Annotated in this window: 14 protein-coding genes; all 14 read left to right on the top strand. The window is 65.4% G+C overall.

From position 1 onward, the window contains the following. Positions 1–41 precede the first annotated feature (41 nt). Positions 42–1,808, top strand: a complete 1,767-nt coding sequence (locus TV39_RS10620; RefSeq protein WP_235347363.1) for an ABC transporter ATP-binding protein — start codon at positions 42–44, stop codon at positions 1,806–1,808. Beyond that, on the top strand, positions 1,805–2,185 hold the full coding sequence (locus TV39_RS10625; protein WP_043481390.1) for a GntR family transcriptional regulator: 381 nt from the start codon (positions 1,805–1,807) through the stop codon (positions 2,183–2,185). The genes TV39_RS10620 and TV39_RS10625 overlap by 4 nt, the downstream gene beginning before the upstream one ends. A gap of 46 nt (positions 2,186–2,231) precedes the next feature. After that, the gene (uvrA, locus tag TV39_RS10630) at positions 2,232–5,159 is read left to right on the top strand and encodes an excinuclease ABC subunit UvrA (RefSeq protein ID WP_043481394.1); all 2,928 of its coding nucleotides are present in this window, start codon (positions 2,232–2,234) and stop codon (positions 5,157–5,159) included. A 112-nt stretch (positions 5,160–5,271) separates the two neighbouring features. Then, the gene (locus tag TV39_RS10635) at positions 5,272–5,988 is read left to right on the top strand and encodes an HAD hydrolase-like protein (RefSeq protein WP_043481397.1); all 717 of its coding nucleotides are present in this window, start codon (positions 5,272–5,274) and stop codon (positions 5,986–5,988) included. Continuing rightward, positions 5,975–6,643, top strand: a complete 669-nt coding sequence (locus TV39_RS10640) for a lysophospholipid acyltransferase family protein (RefSeq protein WP_043481399.1) — start codon at positions 5,975–5,977, stop codon at positions 6,641–6,643. Before TV39_RS10635 ends, TV39_RS10640 begins: the two co-directional genes overlap by 14 nt. 54 nt (positions 6,644–6,697) lie before the next feature. Beyond that, positions 6,698–8,707, top strand: coding sequence for an excinuclease ABC subunit UvrC (gene uvrC, locus TV39_RS10645; protein ID WP_043481400.1), 2,010 nt, complete (start codon positions 6,698–6,700; stop codon positions 8,705–8,707). A 68-nt stretch (positions 8,708–8,775) separates the two neighbouring features. Beyond that, a complete protein-coding gene (gene rapZ, locus TV39_RS10650) occupies positions 8,776–9,699 on the top strand; it encodes an RNase adapter RapZ (protein WP_043481402.1) in 924 nt (307 codons plus the stop codon). Further along, positions 9,699–10,718: a gluconeogenesis factor YvcK family protein gene (locus tag TV39_RS10655; protein ID WP_043481404.1), complete on the top strand. Its 1,020-nt coding sequence runs from the start codon at positions 9,699–9,701 to the stop codon at positions 10,716–10,718. The genes rapZ and TV39_RS10655 overlap by 1 nt, the downstream gene beginning before the upstream one ends. 9 nt (positions 10,719–10,727) lie before the next feature. Then, the gene (gene whiA, locus TV39_RS10660; protein WP_011691931.1) at positions 10,728–11,708 is read left to right on the top strand and encodes a DNA-binding protein WhiA; all 981 of its coding nucleotides are present in this window, start codon (positions 10,728–10,730) and stop codon (positions 11,706–11,708) included. A gap of 182 nt (positions 11,709–11,890) precedes the next feature. Next, positions 11,891–12,514, top strand: coding sequence for a superoxide dismutase (locus TV39_RS10665; protein WP_043481406.1), 624 nt, complete (start codon positions 11,891–11,893; stop codon positions 12,512–12,514). 265 nt (positions 12,515–12,779) lie between these two features. After that, entirely contained in the window at positions 12,780–13,790 is a 1,011-nt protein-coding gene (gap, locus tag TV39_RS10670; RefSeq protein WP_043481409.1) for a type I glyceraldehyde-3-phosphate dehydrogenase, read from the top strand. Between the two features lie 10 nt (positions 13,791–13,800). Then, positions 13,801–15,027 (top strand): phosphoglycerate kinase, encoded by a 1,227-nt coding sequence (locus tag TV39_RS10675; protein ID WP_043481411.1) that lies wholly within the window; start codon positions 13,801–13,803, stop codon positions 15,025–15,027. Positions 15,028–15,107: 80 nt separating this feature from the next. Next, positions 15,108–15,923, top strand: coding sequence for a triose-phosphate isomerase (tpiA, locus tag TV39_RS10680; RefSeq protein ID WP_043481415.1), 816 nt, complete (start codon positions 15,108–15,110; stop codon positions 15,921–15,923). Between the two features lie 49 nt (positions 15,924–15,972). Further along, positions 15,973–16,230 carry a preprotein translocase subunit SecG gene (gene secG / locus TV39_RS10685; protein WP_011691936.1) on the top strand — a complete coding sequence of 86 codons (258 nt, stop codon included), beginning with the start codon at positions 15,973–15,975 and terminating at the stop codon, positions 16,228–16,230. Positions 16,231–16,353: the final 123 nt, after the last annotated feature.

Genomic DNA, 16,353 nt, shown 5'->3' on the forward strand with positions numbered 1-16,353 from the left:
GCAGGCGGCTGCTGCGGCTGCTTCGGCCCTTCACCTGGCGCATGATCGCCGCTGTGGCTGCCACCTGCGCGTTCGTCGCGCTCAACGTGTCGGCTCCCAAACTGCTGGGTGACGCCACCGACGTCGTGGTTGAAGGTGTTTTTGGCGGGACCTTCAACGAGCAAAAGCTGGGCGCCCTGCTCCTGGTCGTAGCGGTGATGTACCTGGGCGCCTCAGCCTTCAGCTGGGTTCAGGGAGCGGTCACTGCCACGGCTGTGCAACGGGTGAGCTACCGGCTGCGGGCGGCTGTGGAGGACAAACTGGCGCGGCTGCCGTCCGCGCATTTCGACGAGCAGCGCCGCGGCGACGTCCTGAGCCGGGCAACCAACGACGTCGACAACATCTCGCAGGCCCTGAACCAGTTGCTGAACCAGCTGATCCTGTCGGTGCTGATGCTGCTCGGCTCACTGTCCATGATGCTGTGGCTCTCACCGATCCTGGCAGTGATCGCCCTCGTCACCGTGCCTTTTTCCACGGTGGTCACGGTGCTCGTGGCCCGGAAGTCGCAGGCGCATTTTTCCGAGCAATGGAGCACCACGGGCGAACTCAACGCACACCTCGAGGAATACATCACGGGCCACGAAGTGCTCAAGGCGTTCGGCCGGCAGGGGCTGGCCACCGAGACCTTCACCAACAGCAACGACAGGCTCTTCCGGACCAGTGCCCGCGCCCAGTACGTTTCAGGCGCGGTGCAGCCCCTCCTGGTGTTCGTCTCCAACCTTAACTACATAGCGGTGGCTGTGGTGGGGGCCCTGCAGGTCATTGCCGGGGCAATGACCATTGGCGGTGTCCAGGCCTTCATCCAGTTCAGCAGGCTTTTCAGCCAGCCCATCGGCCAGATCGGCGGGATGGTCACCTTGATCCAGTCCTGCATTGCGTCAGCGGAGCGGGTGTTCGCCCTGCTGGACGCGGCGGAAATCCCGGCGGACGCGTCAGCCCTTCCGGCGGACGGCGCAGGACAGCACGCGACGGCGGACACCCGCACGTCCGGCGCCGTCGCGGCCGGCGGCCGGGTGGTGTTCGACGCCGTCACCTTCGGCTATGGCGGCGGTTCCCCCGTGGTCCGGGATGTGTCCTTCACCGCCGAGCCCGGGCAGACCGTGGCCATTGTGGGCCATACCGGAGCCGGCAAGACCACCATGGTGAACCTGCTCATGAGGTTCTACGAGCTGGATTCCGGCCGGATCACCATCGACGGCACGGACATCACGGAGCGCTCCCGCGACGAGCTGCGGTCCATGATCGGGATGGTGTTGCAGGACGCCTGGGTGTTCACGGGCTCCATCAGGGAAAACATCGAGTACGGCCGGCCCGGTGCGAGCGAAGCCGAGGTCCTCGCCGCCGCCGAAGCCACCCTGGTGGACCACTTCGTCAGGTCCCTGCCGGACGGCTACGCGACCGTGCTGGGCAACGACGGCGACACCCTCAGCCAGGGCCAGCGGCAGCTGATCACCATCGCCAGGGCGCACCTCGCCGGCCGGAGCATCCTGGTCCTGGACGAGGCAACAAGTTCCGTGGACACGCGCACCGAGGTACAGATCCGGCAGGCAATGCAGCGGCTGCGGCACGGCCGGACCAGCTTCGTGATTGCCCACCGTTTGTCCACCGTGCGGGACGCTGATCTAATTCTGGTCATGGACCACGGACGAATCGTTGAACAAGGGAACCACCACCAGCTGCTGTCAGCGAAGGGCCACTACAGCAGGCTCTATGACGCCCAGTTTGCCGGCGGCGAAGAGTCCTTGCGGGCAGCGGAGTCCGGACTGTGAGCGGCGAGAACGAATTTCCGGGGACCTGGCGGCCGAACCAGGGCAGCTCCGTGCCGCTCTTTGAACAGCTGCGCCTGAACATCATCGAACGGGCGGACAGCGGTGCCCTCGCTCCCGGCACCCGGCTTCCCGCAGTGCGGAGCCTTGCCAGCGCACTGGGCGTCGCACCGCACACGGTGGCCCGGGCGTACAAGGAGCTGGAAGCAGCCGGAGTGGTCGCCACCCGCGGCCGGCACGGAACCGTGATCTGCGCCAGGGACGAGGCCTGGACATCGCTGACCGCGGCGGCGGCCGAATTCGCCACGGCGGCCAAGGCCCAGGGCGCCAGCTTCGCGGAGGCAGTGCAGCTGCTGGCGGCCGCCTACGACGCCGAATAGGCCCCCGCAATAGAAATTCGAAGAAGTTTTCGATTAGCATTAGTGGGTGCCTAAAGCCGTAGCTGAAGAACCAGCCCTTGATGCCCGCTCCGCCGTCGTCCCCCTAAAACCAGGGAAACCGGCGCGCCCTGACCTTTCCCGCCTCGTAGTAAAAGGGGCCCGGGAGCATAACCTGCGAAACGTGGACCTGGACCTGCCGCGCGACTCCATGATCGTTTTCACCGGGCTCTCCGGGTCGGGCAAGTCATCCCTGGCATTCGACACGATCTTCGCCGAGGGGCAGCGCCGCTACGTCGAGTCCCTCTCCGCGTACGCCCGCCAGTTCCTGGGGCAGGTGGACAAGCCGGATGTGGACTTCATCGAGGGGTTGTCCCCGGCTGTTTCGATCGACCAGAAATCCACCAGCAAGAACCCCCGGTCCACCGTCGGCACCATCACGGAGATCTACGACTACATGCGCCTGCTCTGGGCACGTGTGGGCCGCCCGCATTGCCCCATTTGTGGCGAGCAGGTGGCCAAGCAGACGCCGCAGCAGATCGTGGACCAGCTTCTTGAACTGCCGGACGGCACGCGCTTCCAGGTCCTCGCCCCCGTGGTCCGCGGCCGCAAGGGTGAATTTGTCGATCTTTTCAAGGAACTCACCGCCAAGGGCTACTCCCGGGCCCGGGTCGACGGCGACCTCATCCAGCTCAGCGATCCGCCCAAGCTCGGCAAGCAGTTCAAGCACACCATCGAGGTGGTAGTGGACCGGCTCGTGGTCAAGGACGGCATCCGCCAGCGCCTGACGGACTCCGTCGAGACAGCACTCGGATTGGCTGAGGGCCGTGTGCTGGCAGAGTTCGTGGACCTTGAAGCCGATGATCCGGAACGGATCCGGGCGTTCTCCGAGCACCTCGCATGCCCCAACGAACACCCCCTCGCCATTGATGAGATCGAGCCCCGCTCGTTCTCGTTCAACAACCCCTTCGGGGCGTGCTCGGCGTGCAGCGGCATCGGCACCAAGCTGGAGGTTGACGAGGAACTCATCATTCCAAACGGGGAGCTTTCCCTGGATGAGGGCGCCATCGCGCCCTGGTCGCTGGGCACCGCCACCAGCGAGTACTGGAACCGGCTGCTGTCCGGGCTGGCGAAGGAGCTCGGCTTCTCCATGAAGACGCCGTGGCAGAAACTTCCCAAGGACATCCGGCAGACCGTCCTGCACGGCAAGGACCACAAGGTCGTCGTGCAGTACCGCAACCGCTTCGGCCGGGAGCGCAAGTACAGCACCGGCTTCGAGGGCGTGATCCAGTACGTCCACCGCAAGCACCTGGAAACGGATTCGGACTCTGCCCGGGACCGGTATGAAGAGTACATGCGGCAGATCCCGTGCCCTGCCTGCAACGGCGCCCGCCTGAACCCGGCCTCGCTGTCCGTGCTGATCAACGGCAAGTCCATCGCCGAGGTGGCTGCCATGCCCATGCGGGAGTGCGCGCACTTCCTGGACACCCTGGTGCTGACCGGCCGCGAAGCCCAGATCGCCCACCAGGTCCTCAAGGAAATCCAGGCGCGACTGACCTTCCTCCTCGACGTAGGGCTGGAGTACCTCAACCTGGAGCGTCCCTCCGGCACATTGTCCGGCGGCGAAGCCCAGCGCATCCGGCTGGCAACCCAGATCGGTTCCGGCCTCGTGGGCGTTCTCTACGTCCTCGACGAACCTTCCATCGGCCTGCACCAGCGGGACAACCGCCGGCTGATCGAAACGCTCACGCGGCTGCGCGACCTCGGCAACACCCTGATCGTGGTGGAGCACGACGAAGACACCATCCAGGAAGCCGACTGGGTGGTCGACATCGGGCCCGGCGCCGGTGAACACGGCGGCCAGGTGGTGCACTCCGGTTCGTACAAGGAACTCCTGGAGAACACCGAATCCCTCACCGGCGACTACCTCTCCGGCCGGAAGAAGATTGAAATCCCGAAGAAGCGCCGCAAGTATGACAAGAAGCGGGAGCTGAAGGTCGTCGGCGCCAGGGAGAACAACCTGGTCAACGTGGATGCCGCCTTCCCGCTGGGCCTGTTGACGGCGGTCACCGGCGTGAGCGGTTCCGGCAAGTCCACCCTGGTCAACGAAATCCTCTACAAGGTACTGGCCAACAAGCTCAACGGCGCCAAGCAGGTGGCGGGCAGGCACAAGTCAGTGCAGGGCCTCGAACACCTGGACAAGGTGGTGCACGTCGACCAGAGCCCCATCGGCCGGACCCCCCGGTCCAACCCCGCCACCTACACGGGTGTGTTCGACCACATCCGGAAGCTGTTCGCCGAAACCACCGAGGCCAAGGTCCGCGGCTACCAGCCCGGGCGGTTCTCGTTCAATGTGAAGGGCGGCCGCTGCGAGGCCTGTTCCGGCGACGGCACGCTGAAGATCGAAATGAACTTCCTGCCGGACGTCTACGTCCCGTGCGAGGTCTGCCATGGTGCGCGGTACAACCGGGAAACCCTGGAAGTCCACTACAAGGGCAAGACCATCGCCGACGTCCTGGACATGCCCATCGAGGAGGGCGCGGAGTTCTTCGCCGCGTTCACCCCGATTGCCCGCCACCTTCGCACCCTCGTGGACGTCGGTCTCGGTTACGTGCGCCTGGGACAGCCGGCCACCACGCTCTCAGGTGGTGAAGCGCAGCGCGTCAAACTCGCCGCCGAACTCCAGAAGCGATCCAACGGCCGCAGCATCTATGTCCTGGACGAACCCACCACGGGGCTGCACTTCGAGGACATCCGCAAGCTGCTGATGGTCCTCCAGGGGCTGGTGGACAAGGGCAACACCGTGATCACCATCGAGCACAACCTCGATGTCATCAAGAGCGCGGACTGGATCGTGGACCTCGGTCCCGACGGCGGTTCCGGCGGCGGTCAGATCATCGCCACCGGAACCCCCGAACAGGTCGCCAAGTCCACTACAAGCTACACGGCGTCCTTCCTGGCGGAGATCCTGGGCTAGCGTCCGCCGCGACCGCGACGAATGGCTGGAGCTTGCTGCTCCGGCGGGAAGAAGTATTCCCGCCGGGGAATGCGAGTTTCAGCCATTAGCGCACTTGTGGGAAACTAACCCGGTGACCCTTTCAACAGTGCCCGTGATCTTCGACCTGGACGGCACTCTTGTCGATCCGGCCGGGGGGATAACGGACGGAATCTCCGCGGCCCTTACTGAACTCGGCATCGGGGTTCCCGCCCCGGCCCAACTCAACGCGATGATCGGCCCGAAGCTCAGCGATTCCCTCCTCAATATCGCGGGAGTTCCACAGGAGCAGTTGGGTGAGGTCATCCGCCTGTACCGGGCCTACTACCTCGAAACGGGTATCGCCCAGAGCCGCCTGTACCCGGGCATCCGTGACCTCGTCGAGGAATACTCCGCCGCCGGCCGTCCGATCGCCGTGGCCACGCAGAAGCCGGAAGGGCTCGCACGGATCGTGCTGGAACACCACGGCATCGCGTCCTCCTTCCGTTTCATCCGCGGTTCAGCCGCCGACGAAGCCGCCCACGCCCGGGCTCCGCTCGGGAAGACCGAAATCGTTGCCGCCGCACTGTCCGACCTCCGCACGCAGCACGCCGTGATGGTGGGTGACCGCGCCCAGGACGTGGCCGGCGCCATGGCCAACGGCCTTGACTGCATCGGCGTCAGCTGGGGATTCGCCCCTGACGGCGAACTCCACGAGGCAGGGGCCATGGCAATCGTCCACACCACCACGGATCTTGTGGCAACCGTTGAACGCCTGGACGCCCTGCGCGCCGCTGCCCTGAGCGAGGTGAACAACGATGGCGTTGTTTGATGCGATCCGCTGGACCACCCGCACGCTGATCTCCGGAACCTGCCGGCCGACCGTCATCGGGCTGGAGAACGTTCCCACGGAAGGTCCGTTCATTGTCGCGCCGAACCACCTGTCCTTCCTGGACAGCGTTATCGTCCAGGCACTGATGCCCCGGCCGGTGGCCTTCTTCGCCAAGGCCGAATATTTCACCACCGGGGGCGTGAAGGGGAAGGTGATGAAGTCCTTCTTCGAATCCGTCGGTTCCATTCCGGTGGAGCGCGGGGAGCAGGCAGCCAGCGTGGCCGCCCTCAAAACGCTGCTGGACATCCTCGAGGCCGGAAAAGGCATCGGCATCTATCCGGAGGGCACACGGTCGCGGGACGGCATCCTCTACCGGGGCCGCACCGGCGTCGGCTGGCTCGCACTGACCACCGGCGCGCCGGTCATTCCTGTCGGCCTCATCGGGACCGAGAACCTCCAGCCCGCCGGGCAGAACGGCGTGAAGCCGCAGCACTTCACCATGAAGGTCGGCGAGCCGCTGTACTTCGAAAAGACCGGGCCGGACCACTCGCTGCCCGCCCGCCGCCAGGTGACGGACCGCATCATGGACGCCATCGCGGAGCTCAGCGGCCAGGAGCGGTCCACCAGCTACAACCAAAGCAAGGCCGCCGAGTAGGGCGCCCAGGACCCCCTGTCCGGAAGTTCCCGGCAGCGTCAGTAGACTTGAACCGTGGCAGATCCAGCTAGTTACCGACCCCAAACGGGTGAGATTCCAACCAACCCGGGCGTCTACCGCTTCCGGGATCCGCACGGCCGCGTCATCTACGTCGGCAAGGCCAAAAGCCTGCGGTCCCGCCTGAATTCGTACTTCGCAAACCCCGGCGGGCTGCTGCCCAAGACCTACGCCATGGTCCACGCAGCCAGCAGCGTGGAGTGGACCGTCGTCGGAAGCGAACTGGAATCGCTCCAGCTCGAATACACCTGGATCAAAGAGTTCAAGCCACGGTTCAACGTCGTCTTCCGCGACGACAAAACCTACCCCTACCTTGCCGTCACCATGGGGGAGAAGTTCCCCCGGGTGCAGGTACTCCGCGGAGAGCGCCGCAAAGGCACCCGGTACTTCGGCCCCTACACCGCCGGGGCCATCCGCGAAACGATGGACACGCTGCTGCGCGTTTTCCCCGTCCGCAGCTGCAGCCCGGGTGTCCTGAAACGGGCGCAGGCCAGCGGACGGCCCTGCCTGCTCGGCTACATCGACAAGTGTGCCGCGCCGTGTGTCGGGCGGGTGACCCCCGAGGAGCACCGGGCACTGGCAGAGGACTTCTGTTCCTTCATGGGCGGCGAAGCCAAGCGCTTCATCGGCCGGCTTGAAAAGGACATGGCTGCGGCAGTTGCCGAGCTCGACTACGAGCGCGCCGCGCGGGTCCGGGACGACATCATTGCCCTTCGAAAGGTCTTCGAACGGAACGCCGTGGTGCTGGCGGAGGACACCGACGCCGACGTTTTCGCGCTGCATGAGGACGAGCTGGAGGCAGCCGTCCAGGTGTTCCATGTCCGGGGCGGCCGCGTCCGGGGCCAGCGCGGCTGGGTGGTGGAGAAGGTGGAGGACTTTACCACCCCGGACCTCGTGGAGCACCTGCTCCAGCAGGTCTACGGCGAGGAAGGCGAAACGCAGGGGCGGCTGCCCCGCGAGGTCCTGGTTCCGGAGGAGCCGAGCAACGCTGCCGAACTCGCCCAGTGGCTTGCCGGCCTGCGGGGCGCGAAAGTGGACATCCGGGTCCCGCGCCGCGGGGATAAGGCAGCCCTCATGTCCACGGTCCGGGAGAATGCCGAGCACGCACTGAAGCTGCACAAGTCACGGCGTGCGGGCGACCTGACCAACCGCTCCCTCGCGCTTCAGGAGCTCCAGGAAGCCCTCGACCTGCCGGTTGCGCTGCTTCGTATCGAGTGCTTCGATATTTCCCACGTGCAGGGGACCAACGTGGTGGCGTCCATGGTGGTGGTGGAAGACGGCCTTCCGAAGAAGTCCGACTACCGCAAGTTCTCCATAACCGGCGCCGCAGCGGTCGACGACACGGCCGCGATGCACGATGTCCTCACCCGCCGCTTCCGGAACTACCTGCAGGAGAAATCAGCGCAGGCGGAAGCGGCCCGGCTGCCCGGGCACCAGGCCGCGCTCGAAGCCGTGGCGGTGGCGTCCATGCACGACACCACCACGCCCGCTCCTCGTGCCAAGTTCGCCTACCCGCCCAACCTTGTGGTGGTGGACGGCGGCAAACCCCAGGTGAACGCCGCTGCCCGCGCCCTGGCGGAACTCGGCATCGACGACGTCTACGTGGTGGGCCTCGCCAAGCGGCTTGAGGAAGTCTGGCTGCCGGACAGCGACTTCCCGGTGATCCTGCCGCGCACGTCCGAGGGCCTCTATCTGCTCCAGCGCATCCGCGATGAAGCCCACCGTTTCGCCATCACGTTCCACCGGCAGAAGCGCGGCAAGGCCATGACCGTTTCCGCCCTGGACAGCGTTCCCGGCCTGGGCGAGGCCAAGCGCAAGGCCCTGCTGGCACAGTTCGGCTCGGTCAAGAGCATCCGGACAGCCAGCGCGGCCGAACTGGCCACGGCCAAGGGGATCGGACCGTCGCTGGCGGACGCAATCGTCAGCCATTTCAGCAACGGCTCCGCGGCCTCCGGTGCGGAAGCGCCGTCCATCAATATGACGACCGGCGAAATCATTGAAACTTAGCTAGGGTAAGGACCTGAAGCGGAACGCGCGGTTGCGTCGAATTACATAGCAGGAATGGGGCTTTACTCATGGCAGAGTCAACGGCAGGATCCGAAGCGGAACAGGACGGCATGACGCCCGTCAGGCCCGTTGAAGCGGAGCTGCTCGTGGTGACGGGAATGTCCGGGGCAGGGCGCAGTACTGCTGCGGACGCACTCGAGGACCATGGCTGGTATGTCGTTGAGAACCTTCCGCCGCAGATGCTCGGGACCCTGGCCGAACTCGTGTCCCACGCCCCGCAGTCCATTCCCAAACTCGCCGTGGTGGTGGACGTCCGCAGCACTGCCCTCTTCGCCGACATCCGGGCCGCATTGAAGACCCTTGAGGCGAGCGGGGTCATGTTCCGTGTCCTTTTCCTGGACGCCAACGACGACGTCCTGGTCCGCCGCTTCGAGCAGGGCCGCCGTCCGCACCCCCTGCAGGAAGGCGGACGGATCCTCGACGGCATCGCAGCCGAGCGGGACTTGCTGCATGAACTCCGGGATTCCGCGGACATTGTGCTGGACACCTCCGATTTCAACGTCCACGCCCTCGCCACCGCCATCACGGAGCTCTTCAGTGAAACCGGTCCGGTAGCCCTGCGCCTCAACGTCATGAGCTTCGGCTTCAAATACGGCCTGCCGGTGGACGCGAACTTTGTGGTCGATGCCCGCTTCATCCCGAATCCACACTGGGTCCCGCAGCTTCGCCCGCACACCGGCCTGGACAAGGACGTCAGCGACTACGTCCTCGAAGCCGAAGGAGTCAAAAGCTTCGTGGACCGCTACGTGCTGGCCATCGAACCCGTGCTGGACGGCTACCGCCGCGAAAACAAGCACTACGCCACCATCGCCGTGGGCTGCACCGGCGGCAAGCACCGTTCCGTGGCCGTCGCCATGGAACTGTCAAAGAAACTGGCACAGTATCCCCGTGTCACGGTGACCACCACCCACCGGGACCTGGGCCGCGAGTAATGGGACTGCTTACCGGGCCGCTGCCCCTGGTGCCGCCGGCCGGAGGCACCGGCGGCGGGCAGCTGGACAAAGGGCCGTCCGTCGTCGCCCTCGGCGGGGGCCACGGGCTGTCCGCTTCGCTGTCCGCCCTCCGGCTGCTGACCACGGAACTGACCGCCATTGTCACCGTGGCGGACGACGGCGGATCCTCCGGCCGCCTGCGCGAAGAGTACGGCGTCCTCCCGCCCGGCGACCTCCGGATGGCCCTCACGGCACTTTGTGACGACACCGACTGGGGCCGCACCTGGCGGGACGTCATGCAGCACCGGTTCAAGCCCGGGGCCGGCCGTGGCGGCTCGCTCGACGACCACGCCATGGGCAACCTGCTCATCGTCACCCTGTGGGAACTGCTGGGAGACACAGTGGGCGGACTCAAATGGGCCGGTGCCCTTTTGGGAGCCCGCGGACAGGTCCTGCCCATGTCCAGTGAGCCGCTGACAATCGAGGGTGAAGCCCGGGTGCCCGGTCCCGACGGCACGTACACGCTGGAAACGGTCCGGGGCCAGGCCAAGTGCGCGGTGGCAGGCTCGCTGGAGAGCGTCCGGTTGCTGCCGGAATCGGCACACGCCTGCGTAGAGGCCCTGACCGCCATCGAACTGGCCGACTGGGTCATCCTCGGCCCGGGGTCCTGGTACACGTCCGTGCTGCCGCACCTCCTGCTGCCGGAGATGCGCCAGGCGCTCTCCGACACCCCTGCCAAACGGTGCCTGACCATGAACCTGGCTACTGACACGAAGGAGACGTCGGGGATGTCCGCCGCCGACCACCTGCACGTGCTGCGCAGCTACGCGCCCGACTTCAGTATCGACGTCGTGCTGGCGGACCCCGTGTCCGTTCCCGACGTCGAGGAGTTCAAACGGGCCGCAGGGATGCTGGGTGCCGAGGTGGTGTTGGGTAAAGTAGGGGCGTCGAGCCGCCGTCCGATCCACGACCCCCTGCGTCTGGCAACGGCGTACCACGATATTTTCGGGAACAGTTAGGAAGGTGCCATGGCACTGACATCATCAGTCAAGGAAGAACTGTCCCGCCTGGACATTAAGAAGTCCTCGGTCCGCAAGGCTGAAGTCTCCGCAATGCTGCGATTTGCCGGCGGACTGCACATCATTTCGGGCCGGATCGTGATCGAGGCCGAGGTTGACCTCGCCTCCACAGCACGCCGGCTCAGGGCCGCGATAGCCGAAGTGTATGGCCACCAGAGCGAGATCATCGTCGTTTCCGGAGGCGGGCTGCGCCGCGGCAACCGGTACGTGGTGCGGGTGGTGCGCGACGGCGAGGCCCTCGCCCGACAGACCGGGCTGCTGGACGCCCGCGGCCGGCCCGTGCGCGGTTTGCCGTCGGCAGTGGTCAACGGTTCCGCCGCCGACGCCGAGGCCGTGTGGCGCGGCGCCTTCCTTGCACACGGCTCGCTGACCGAGCCGGGCCGGTCCTCCGCCATGGAGGTGACCTGCCCCGGCCCCGAGTCGGCCCTCGCCCTGGTCGGCGCGGCACGCCGCCTCGGCATCCAGGCCAAGGCCCGTGAGGTCAGGGGAGTGGACCGGGTGGTCATCCGGGACGGGGACACCATCGCCGCCCTGCTCACCCGGATGGGTGCGCACGACGCGCTGATGGTCTGGGAAGAGCGCCGCATGCGCAAGGAGGTGCGGGCCACAGCCAACAGGCTCGCCAACTTCGACGACGCCAACCTGCGCCGCTCGGCCCAGGCCGCAGTTGCCGCCGGCGCCCGAGTTGACCGCGCGCTGGAGATCCTCGGCGACGACGTCCCGGACCACCTGAAGTACGCCGGTGAACTGCGCGTGGCCCACAAGCAGGCGAGCCTGGACGAACTTGGCCGCCTGGCCGACCCGCCCATGACCAAGGACGCGATTGCCGGCAGGATCCGCAGGCTCCTGGCAATGGCTGACAAGCGCGCCCTGGATCTGGGGATCCCCGGGACCGAGGCCAATGTGACGCCGGAAATGCTGGACGAGTAACGGCGCCCCTAGAATCGAGACCGGGTAACGGAAATACCTCGCGGCAACCGGAGGTTGTGCCCCCTGGGAGCCCCGGCTCCGCCTGGTTTCCGTCCCGATAGATTTCCGGGTGCCTAGTCATCCGGATGCACAATCCGAGAGTTACCAAACCGGACATCCCGTCCACGACATTGGAGGATTTTGTGACCGAGTACGTACTGCCTGAACTCAGCTACGACTACGCTGCGCTGGAGCCCCACATCTCCGCACGCATCATGGAGCTGCACCACAGCAAGCACCACGCTGCTTATGTGACCGGCGCCAACAACGCGCTGGCCCAGCTGGCTGAGGCACGCGAAAAGGGCGACTTCGCCAACATCAACCGGCTTTCGAAGGACCTGGCTTTCCACACCGGCGGCCACGTCAACCACTCCGTGTTCTGGAACAACCTGTCCCCGGACGGCGGCGACAAGCCCGAGGGCGAGCTGGCCGCAGCCATCGACGACGCCTTCGGTTCCTTCGACGCTTTCCGCGCACAGTTCAGCGCCGCCGCACTGGGCCTGCAGGGTTCGGGCTGGGGCTTCCTGGCCTATGAGCCCATCGGCGGAAACCTGGTCATCGAGCAGCTCTACGACCAGCAGGGCAACGTTGCACTCGGCACCACCCCGCTGCTGATGCTGGACATGTGGGAGCACGCCTTCTACCTGGACTACGTCAACGTCAAGGCCGACTACGTCAAGGCGTTCTGGAACATCGTCAACTGGGCCGACGTCGCCAAGCGCTTCGACGGTGCACGCAAGAACGCCACGGGTCTCATCACCCTCTAGGCGTGACGGGGAAGACATCCCCCTGTAACAAACTTCACATTTGGTCCGTTTCGGGCCGAATCGTGGAAGGTCGGCCCCCGCACTTGCGGGGGCCGACCAACTTAAACGTAAGATGGATCACGGAAGGCGGTTAGCCTTCAGCAATGTGGCTGGTCGCCCTCCGATCTGGTAATCATCTCTGCCCAATGGCGTGCGGGATCTGTTAGTTGGCTTGAACGCCCGCTCAACTAGTTGTGCTTCTACAAGCACCAAGGAGACTGAAAAAGTGACGACCCGTATTGGTATCAACGGCTTCGGCCGCATCGGCCGCAACTACTTCCGCGCAGCACTCGCACAGGGCGCTGACCTCGAGATCGTTGCAGTCAACGACCTCACCAGCCCCGAGGCCCTGGCCCACCTCTTCAAGTACGACTCCGTGGGCGGCCGCCTGAAGGAGAGCATCGAGGTCAAGGACGGCAACATCGTCGTCAACGGCAATGTCGTCAAGGTCCTCGCCGAGCGCGACCCCGCAAACCTCCCCTGGGGAGAGCTGGGTGTTGACATCGTCATCGAATCCACCGGATTCTTCACCAAGGCCGCTGCCGCCAAGAAGCACATCGATGCCGGCGCCAAGAAGGTTCTGATCTCCGCCCCGGCCTCGGACGAGGACATCACCATCGTGATGGGCGTAAACCACGAGCTGTACGACAACGCCAAGCACCACATCATCTCCAACGCTTCCTGCACCACCAACTGCCTCGGCCCGCTGGCCAAGGTGGTCAACGACGAGTTCGGCATCGAGCGCGGCCTCATGACCACGGTCCACGCCTACACGGCGGACCAGAACCTGCAGGACGGCCCGCACAACGACCTCCGCCGTGCCCGCGCCGCCGCCATCAACATGGTTCCCACCTCCACCGGTGCGGCCAAGGCCATCGGCCTGGTGCTTCCTGAGCTCAAGGGCAAGCTGGACGGCTACGCCATCCGCGTTCCCGTTCCCACCGGCTCCGCCACCGACCTCACTGTCACGGTTTCCCGCGAGACCACGGTCGAGGAAGTCAACGCCGCGCTGAAGAAGGCCTCCGAGTCCGAGGCACTCCAGGGCTTCCTGACCTACACGGATGAGCCGATTGTCTCCTCGGACATCGTCGGTGACCCCGCCTCCTCGATTTTCGACTCCGGTCTCACCAAGGTCATCGGCAACCAGGTCAAGGTTGTTTCCTGGTATGACAACGAATGGGGCTACTCGAACCGCCTGGTCGACCTCACGGAGCTTGTCGCATCCAAGCTGGGCTAGGGTTAGACACATGACATTCCACACCCTCAACGAACTGATCGCTGATGGTGTCCGCGGGCGGTACATTCTGGTCAGAAGTGACCTGAATGTGCCGCTCGACGGCTCTGAAGTGACTGACGACGGCCGCATCAAGGCCTCCCTGCCAGTACTGACGAAGCTCACGGACGCCGGTGCCCGCGTGCTGGTCACAGCCCACCTCGGCCGCCCCAAGGGCGCCCCCGAAGAAAAATACTCCCTTAAGCCCGCCGCCACGCGGCTGGCTGAACTGGCCTCGTTCAAGGTCACCCTGGCCGGGGACACCGTCGGTGCCTCGGCAAAGGAGCTTGCCGCTTCGCTGCAGGACGGCGAAGTGCTGGTCCTTGAAAACGTCCGTTTCGATGCCCGTGAGACCAGCAAGGACGACGCCGAACGCGGCGCCTTCGCGGACGAGCTGGTGTCGTTGACGGGGGAGCACGGCGCCTTCGTGGATGACGCCTTCGGCGCCGTCCACCGCAAGCACGCCAGCGTGTACGACGTCGCCACGCGGCTGCCGTCTTACCAGGGCGACCTCGTGCACACTGAAGTCGAGGTGCTGCGCAAGCTCACCACGGAGACCCAGCGGCCCTACGTCGTGGTGCTCGGCGGCTCCAAGGTCTCGGACAAGCTTGCCGTCATCGACAACCTGATCGGCAAGGCTGACACCATCTTGGTGGGCGGCGGCATGCTGTTCACGTTCCTCGCGGCCGAAGGCCACAAGGTTGCCGGCAGCCTGCTGGAAGAGGACCAGATCCCCGTGGTCCAGGACTACCTGAAGCGTGCGGCGGACGCAGGCACGGAGTTCATCGTGCCCACGGACGTTGTAGTGGCCGCGAAGTTTGCCGCAGACGCTGACCACGAGACGGTCGCCGCTGACGCCATCGAAGGCAGCAGCTTCGGTGCCCAGGGCATCGGCCTGGACATCGGACCTGAATCGGCGGCAGCTTTCGCCAGCCGGATCAAGGGTGCCAAGACGGTGTTCTGGAACGGCCCCATGGGCGTCTTCGAGTTCGAGGCCTTTGCCGGCGGCACCCGTGCCATCGCGCAGGCCCTTACCGAGTCGGATGCCTTCACCGTGGTCGGCGGCGGCGATTCCGCGGCCGCCGTCCGTACGCTCGGCTTCGCTGACGATCAGTTCGGCCACATTTCCACGGGTGGCGGCGCCAGCCTGGAATACCTCGAAGGCAAGGAACTGCCGGGCCTTAGCGTCCTGGACCGCTAGATCCTCCAGCCGGCAGGGCACCGCACTGAAAAGTCGGGGCCCTGCCGGCTGTTCACATCACAAGCATTTTTGGAGAACACGTGACAACGTCTACGAATGGCAAGTTCGACCGCACGCCCCTCATCGCCGGCAACTGGAAAATGAACATGGACCACGTCCAGGGCATCACGTTGCTGCAGAAACTGGCCTGGACCCTGTCCGACGCCAAGCACGACTACAGCCGCGCTGAAGTTGCCGTTTTCCCGCCTTTCACCGACCTTCGCGGCGTCCAGACCCTGGTCCAGGGCGACGAGCTGGAGGTTGTCTACGGAGGCCAGGACCTTTCGCAGTTCGATTCCGGCGCCTATACCGGCGACATTTCGGGCCAGTTCCTGAACAAGCTGGGCTGCAAGTACGTCCTGGTGGGACACAGTGAACGCCGCACCATCCACAACGAATCCGACGAGGTCCTCAACGCCAAGGTGAAGGCCGCCTTCCGCCACGGCGTCACCCCGGTGCTGTGCGTCGGCGAAGGCCTCGAGATCCGTCAGGCCGGGACGCACGTCCAGCACACCCTCGACCAGCTCCGTGCCGACGTCGAAGGCCTCAGCGCTGAAGAAGCGGCCGAACTTGTGGTTGCCTACGAACCCGTCTGGGCCATCGGCACCGGTGAGGTGGCAGGGCCGGAGGACGCGCAGGAAATGTGCGCCGCCATCCGCGCCGAACTCGTCTCCCTGTTCGGGGACGACGTTGCCGCCAAGGTGCGCCTGCTCTACGGCGGCTCGGTGAAGGGCAACAATGCGGCCGCCATCCTGAACGAGCGCGACGTCGACGGCGTGTTGGTGGGCGGGGCCAGCCTCGATCCCGCCGAGTTTGCTAATATTGTCAGGTTCGAGAGTCACCTGCTGACGGATTAGCCCGGACACAGGCGTGACCCCCGCAATCATCAACTTCTGAAAGGCCGTCGTGGACGTTCTTCATGTCATTCTGCAGATCCTCCTGGGCATCACCAGCCTCCTGCTGACGCTGCTCATCCTGCTCCACAAGGGACGGGGCGGCGGTCTGTCGGACATGTTCGGCGGAGGCATGAGCTCCGGCCTTAGCTCCTCCGGCGTCGCGGAACGGAACCTCAACAGGTTCACGGTCATCCTCGGCGTCACCTGGGGTGTCGTCATCATCGCGCTTGGCCTGCTGATGCGCTTCTCCGGGGGCGGCGACTCCTAGCAGCAGCCCGAAACGGAGCAGTTCCGGGAGTTTCCCCGGAATTTACACGCCCGGTACTAACGGCCCTGCCGCCGTCGGGAACTCCGCACTAAACTGTGGCTGTTGGCTTCCAACAACAGGTCA

This window comes from Arthrobacter sp. SPG23 (genome assembly GCF_000876655.1).
Taxonomy (GTDB): Bacteria; Actinomycetota; Actinomycetes; order Actinomycetales; family Micrococcaceae; genus Arthrobacter.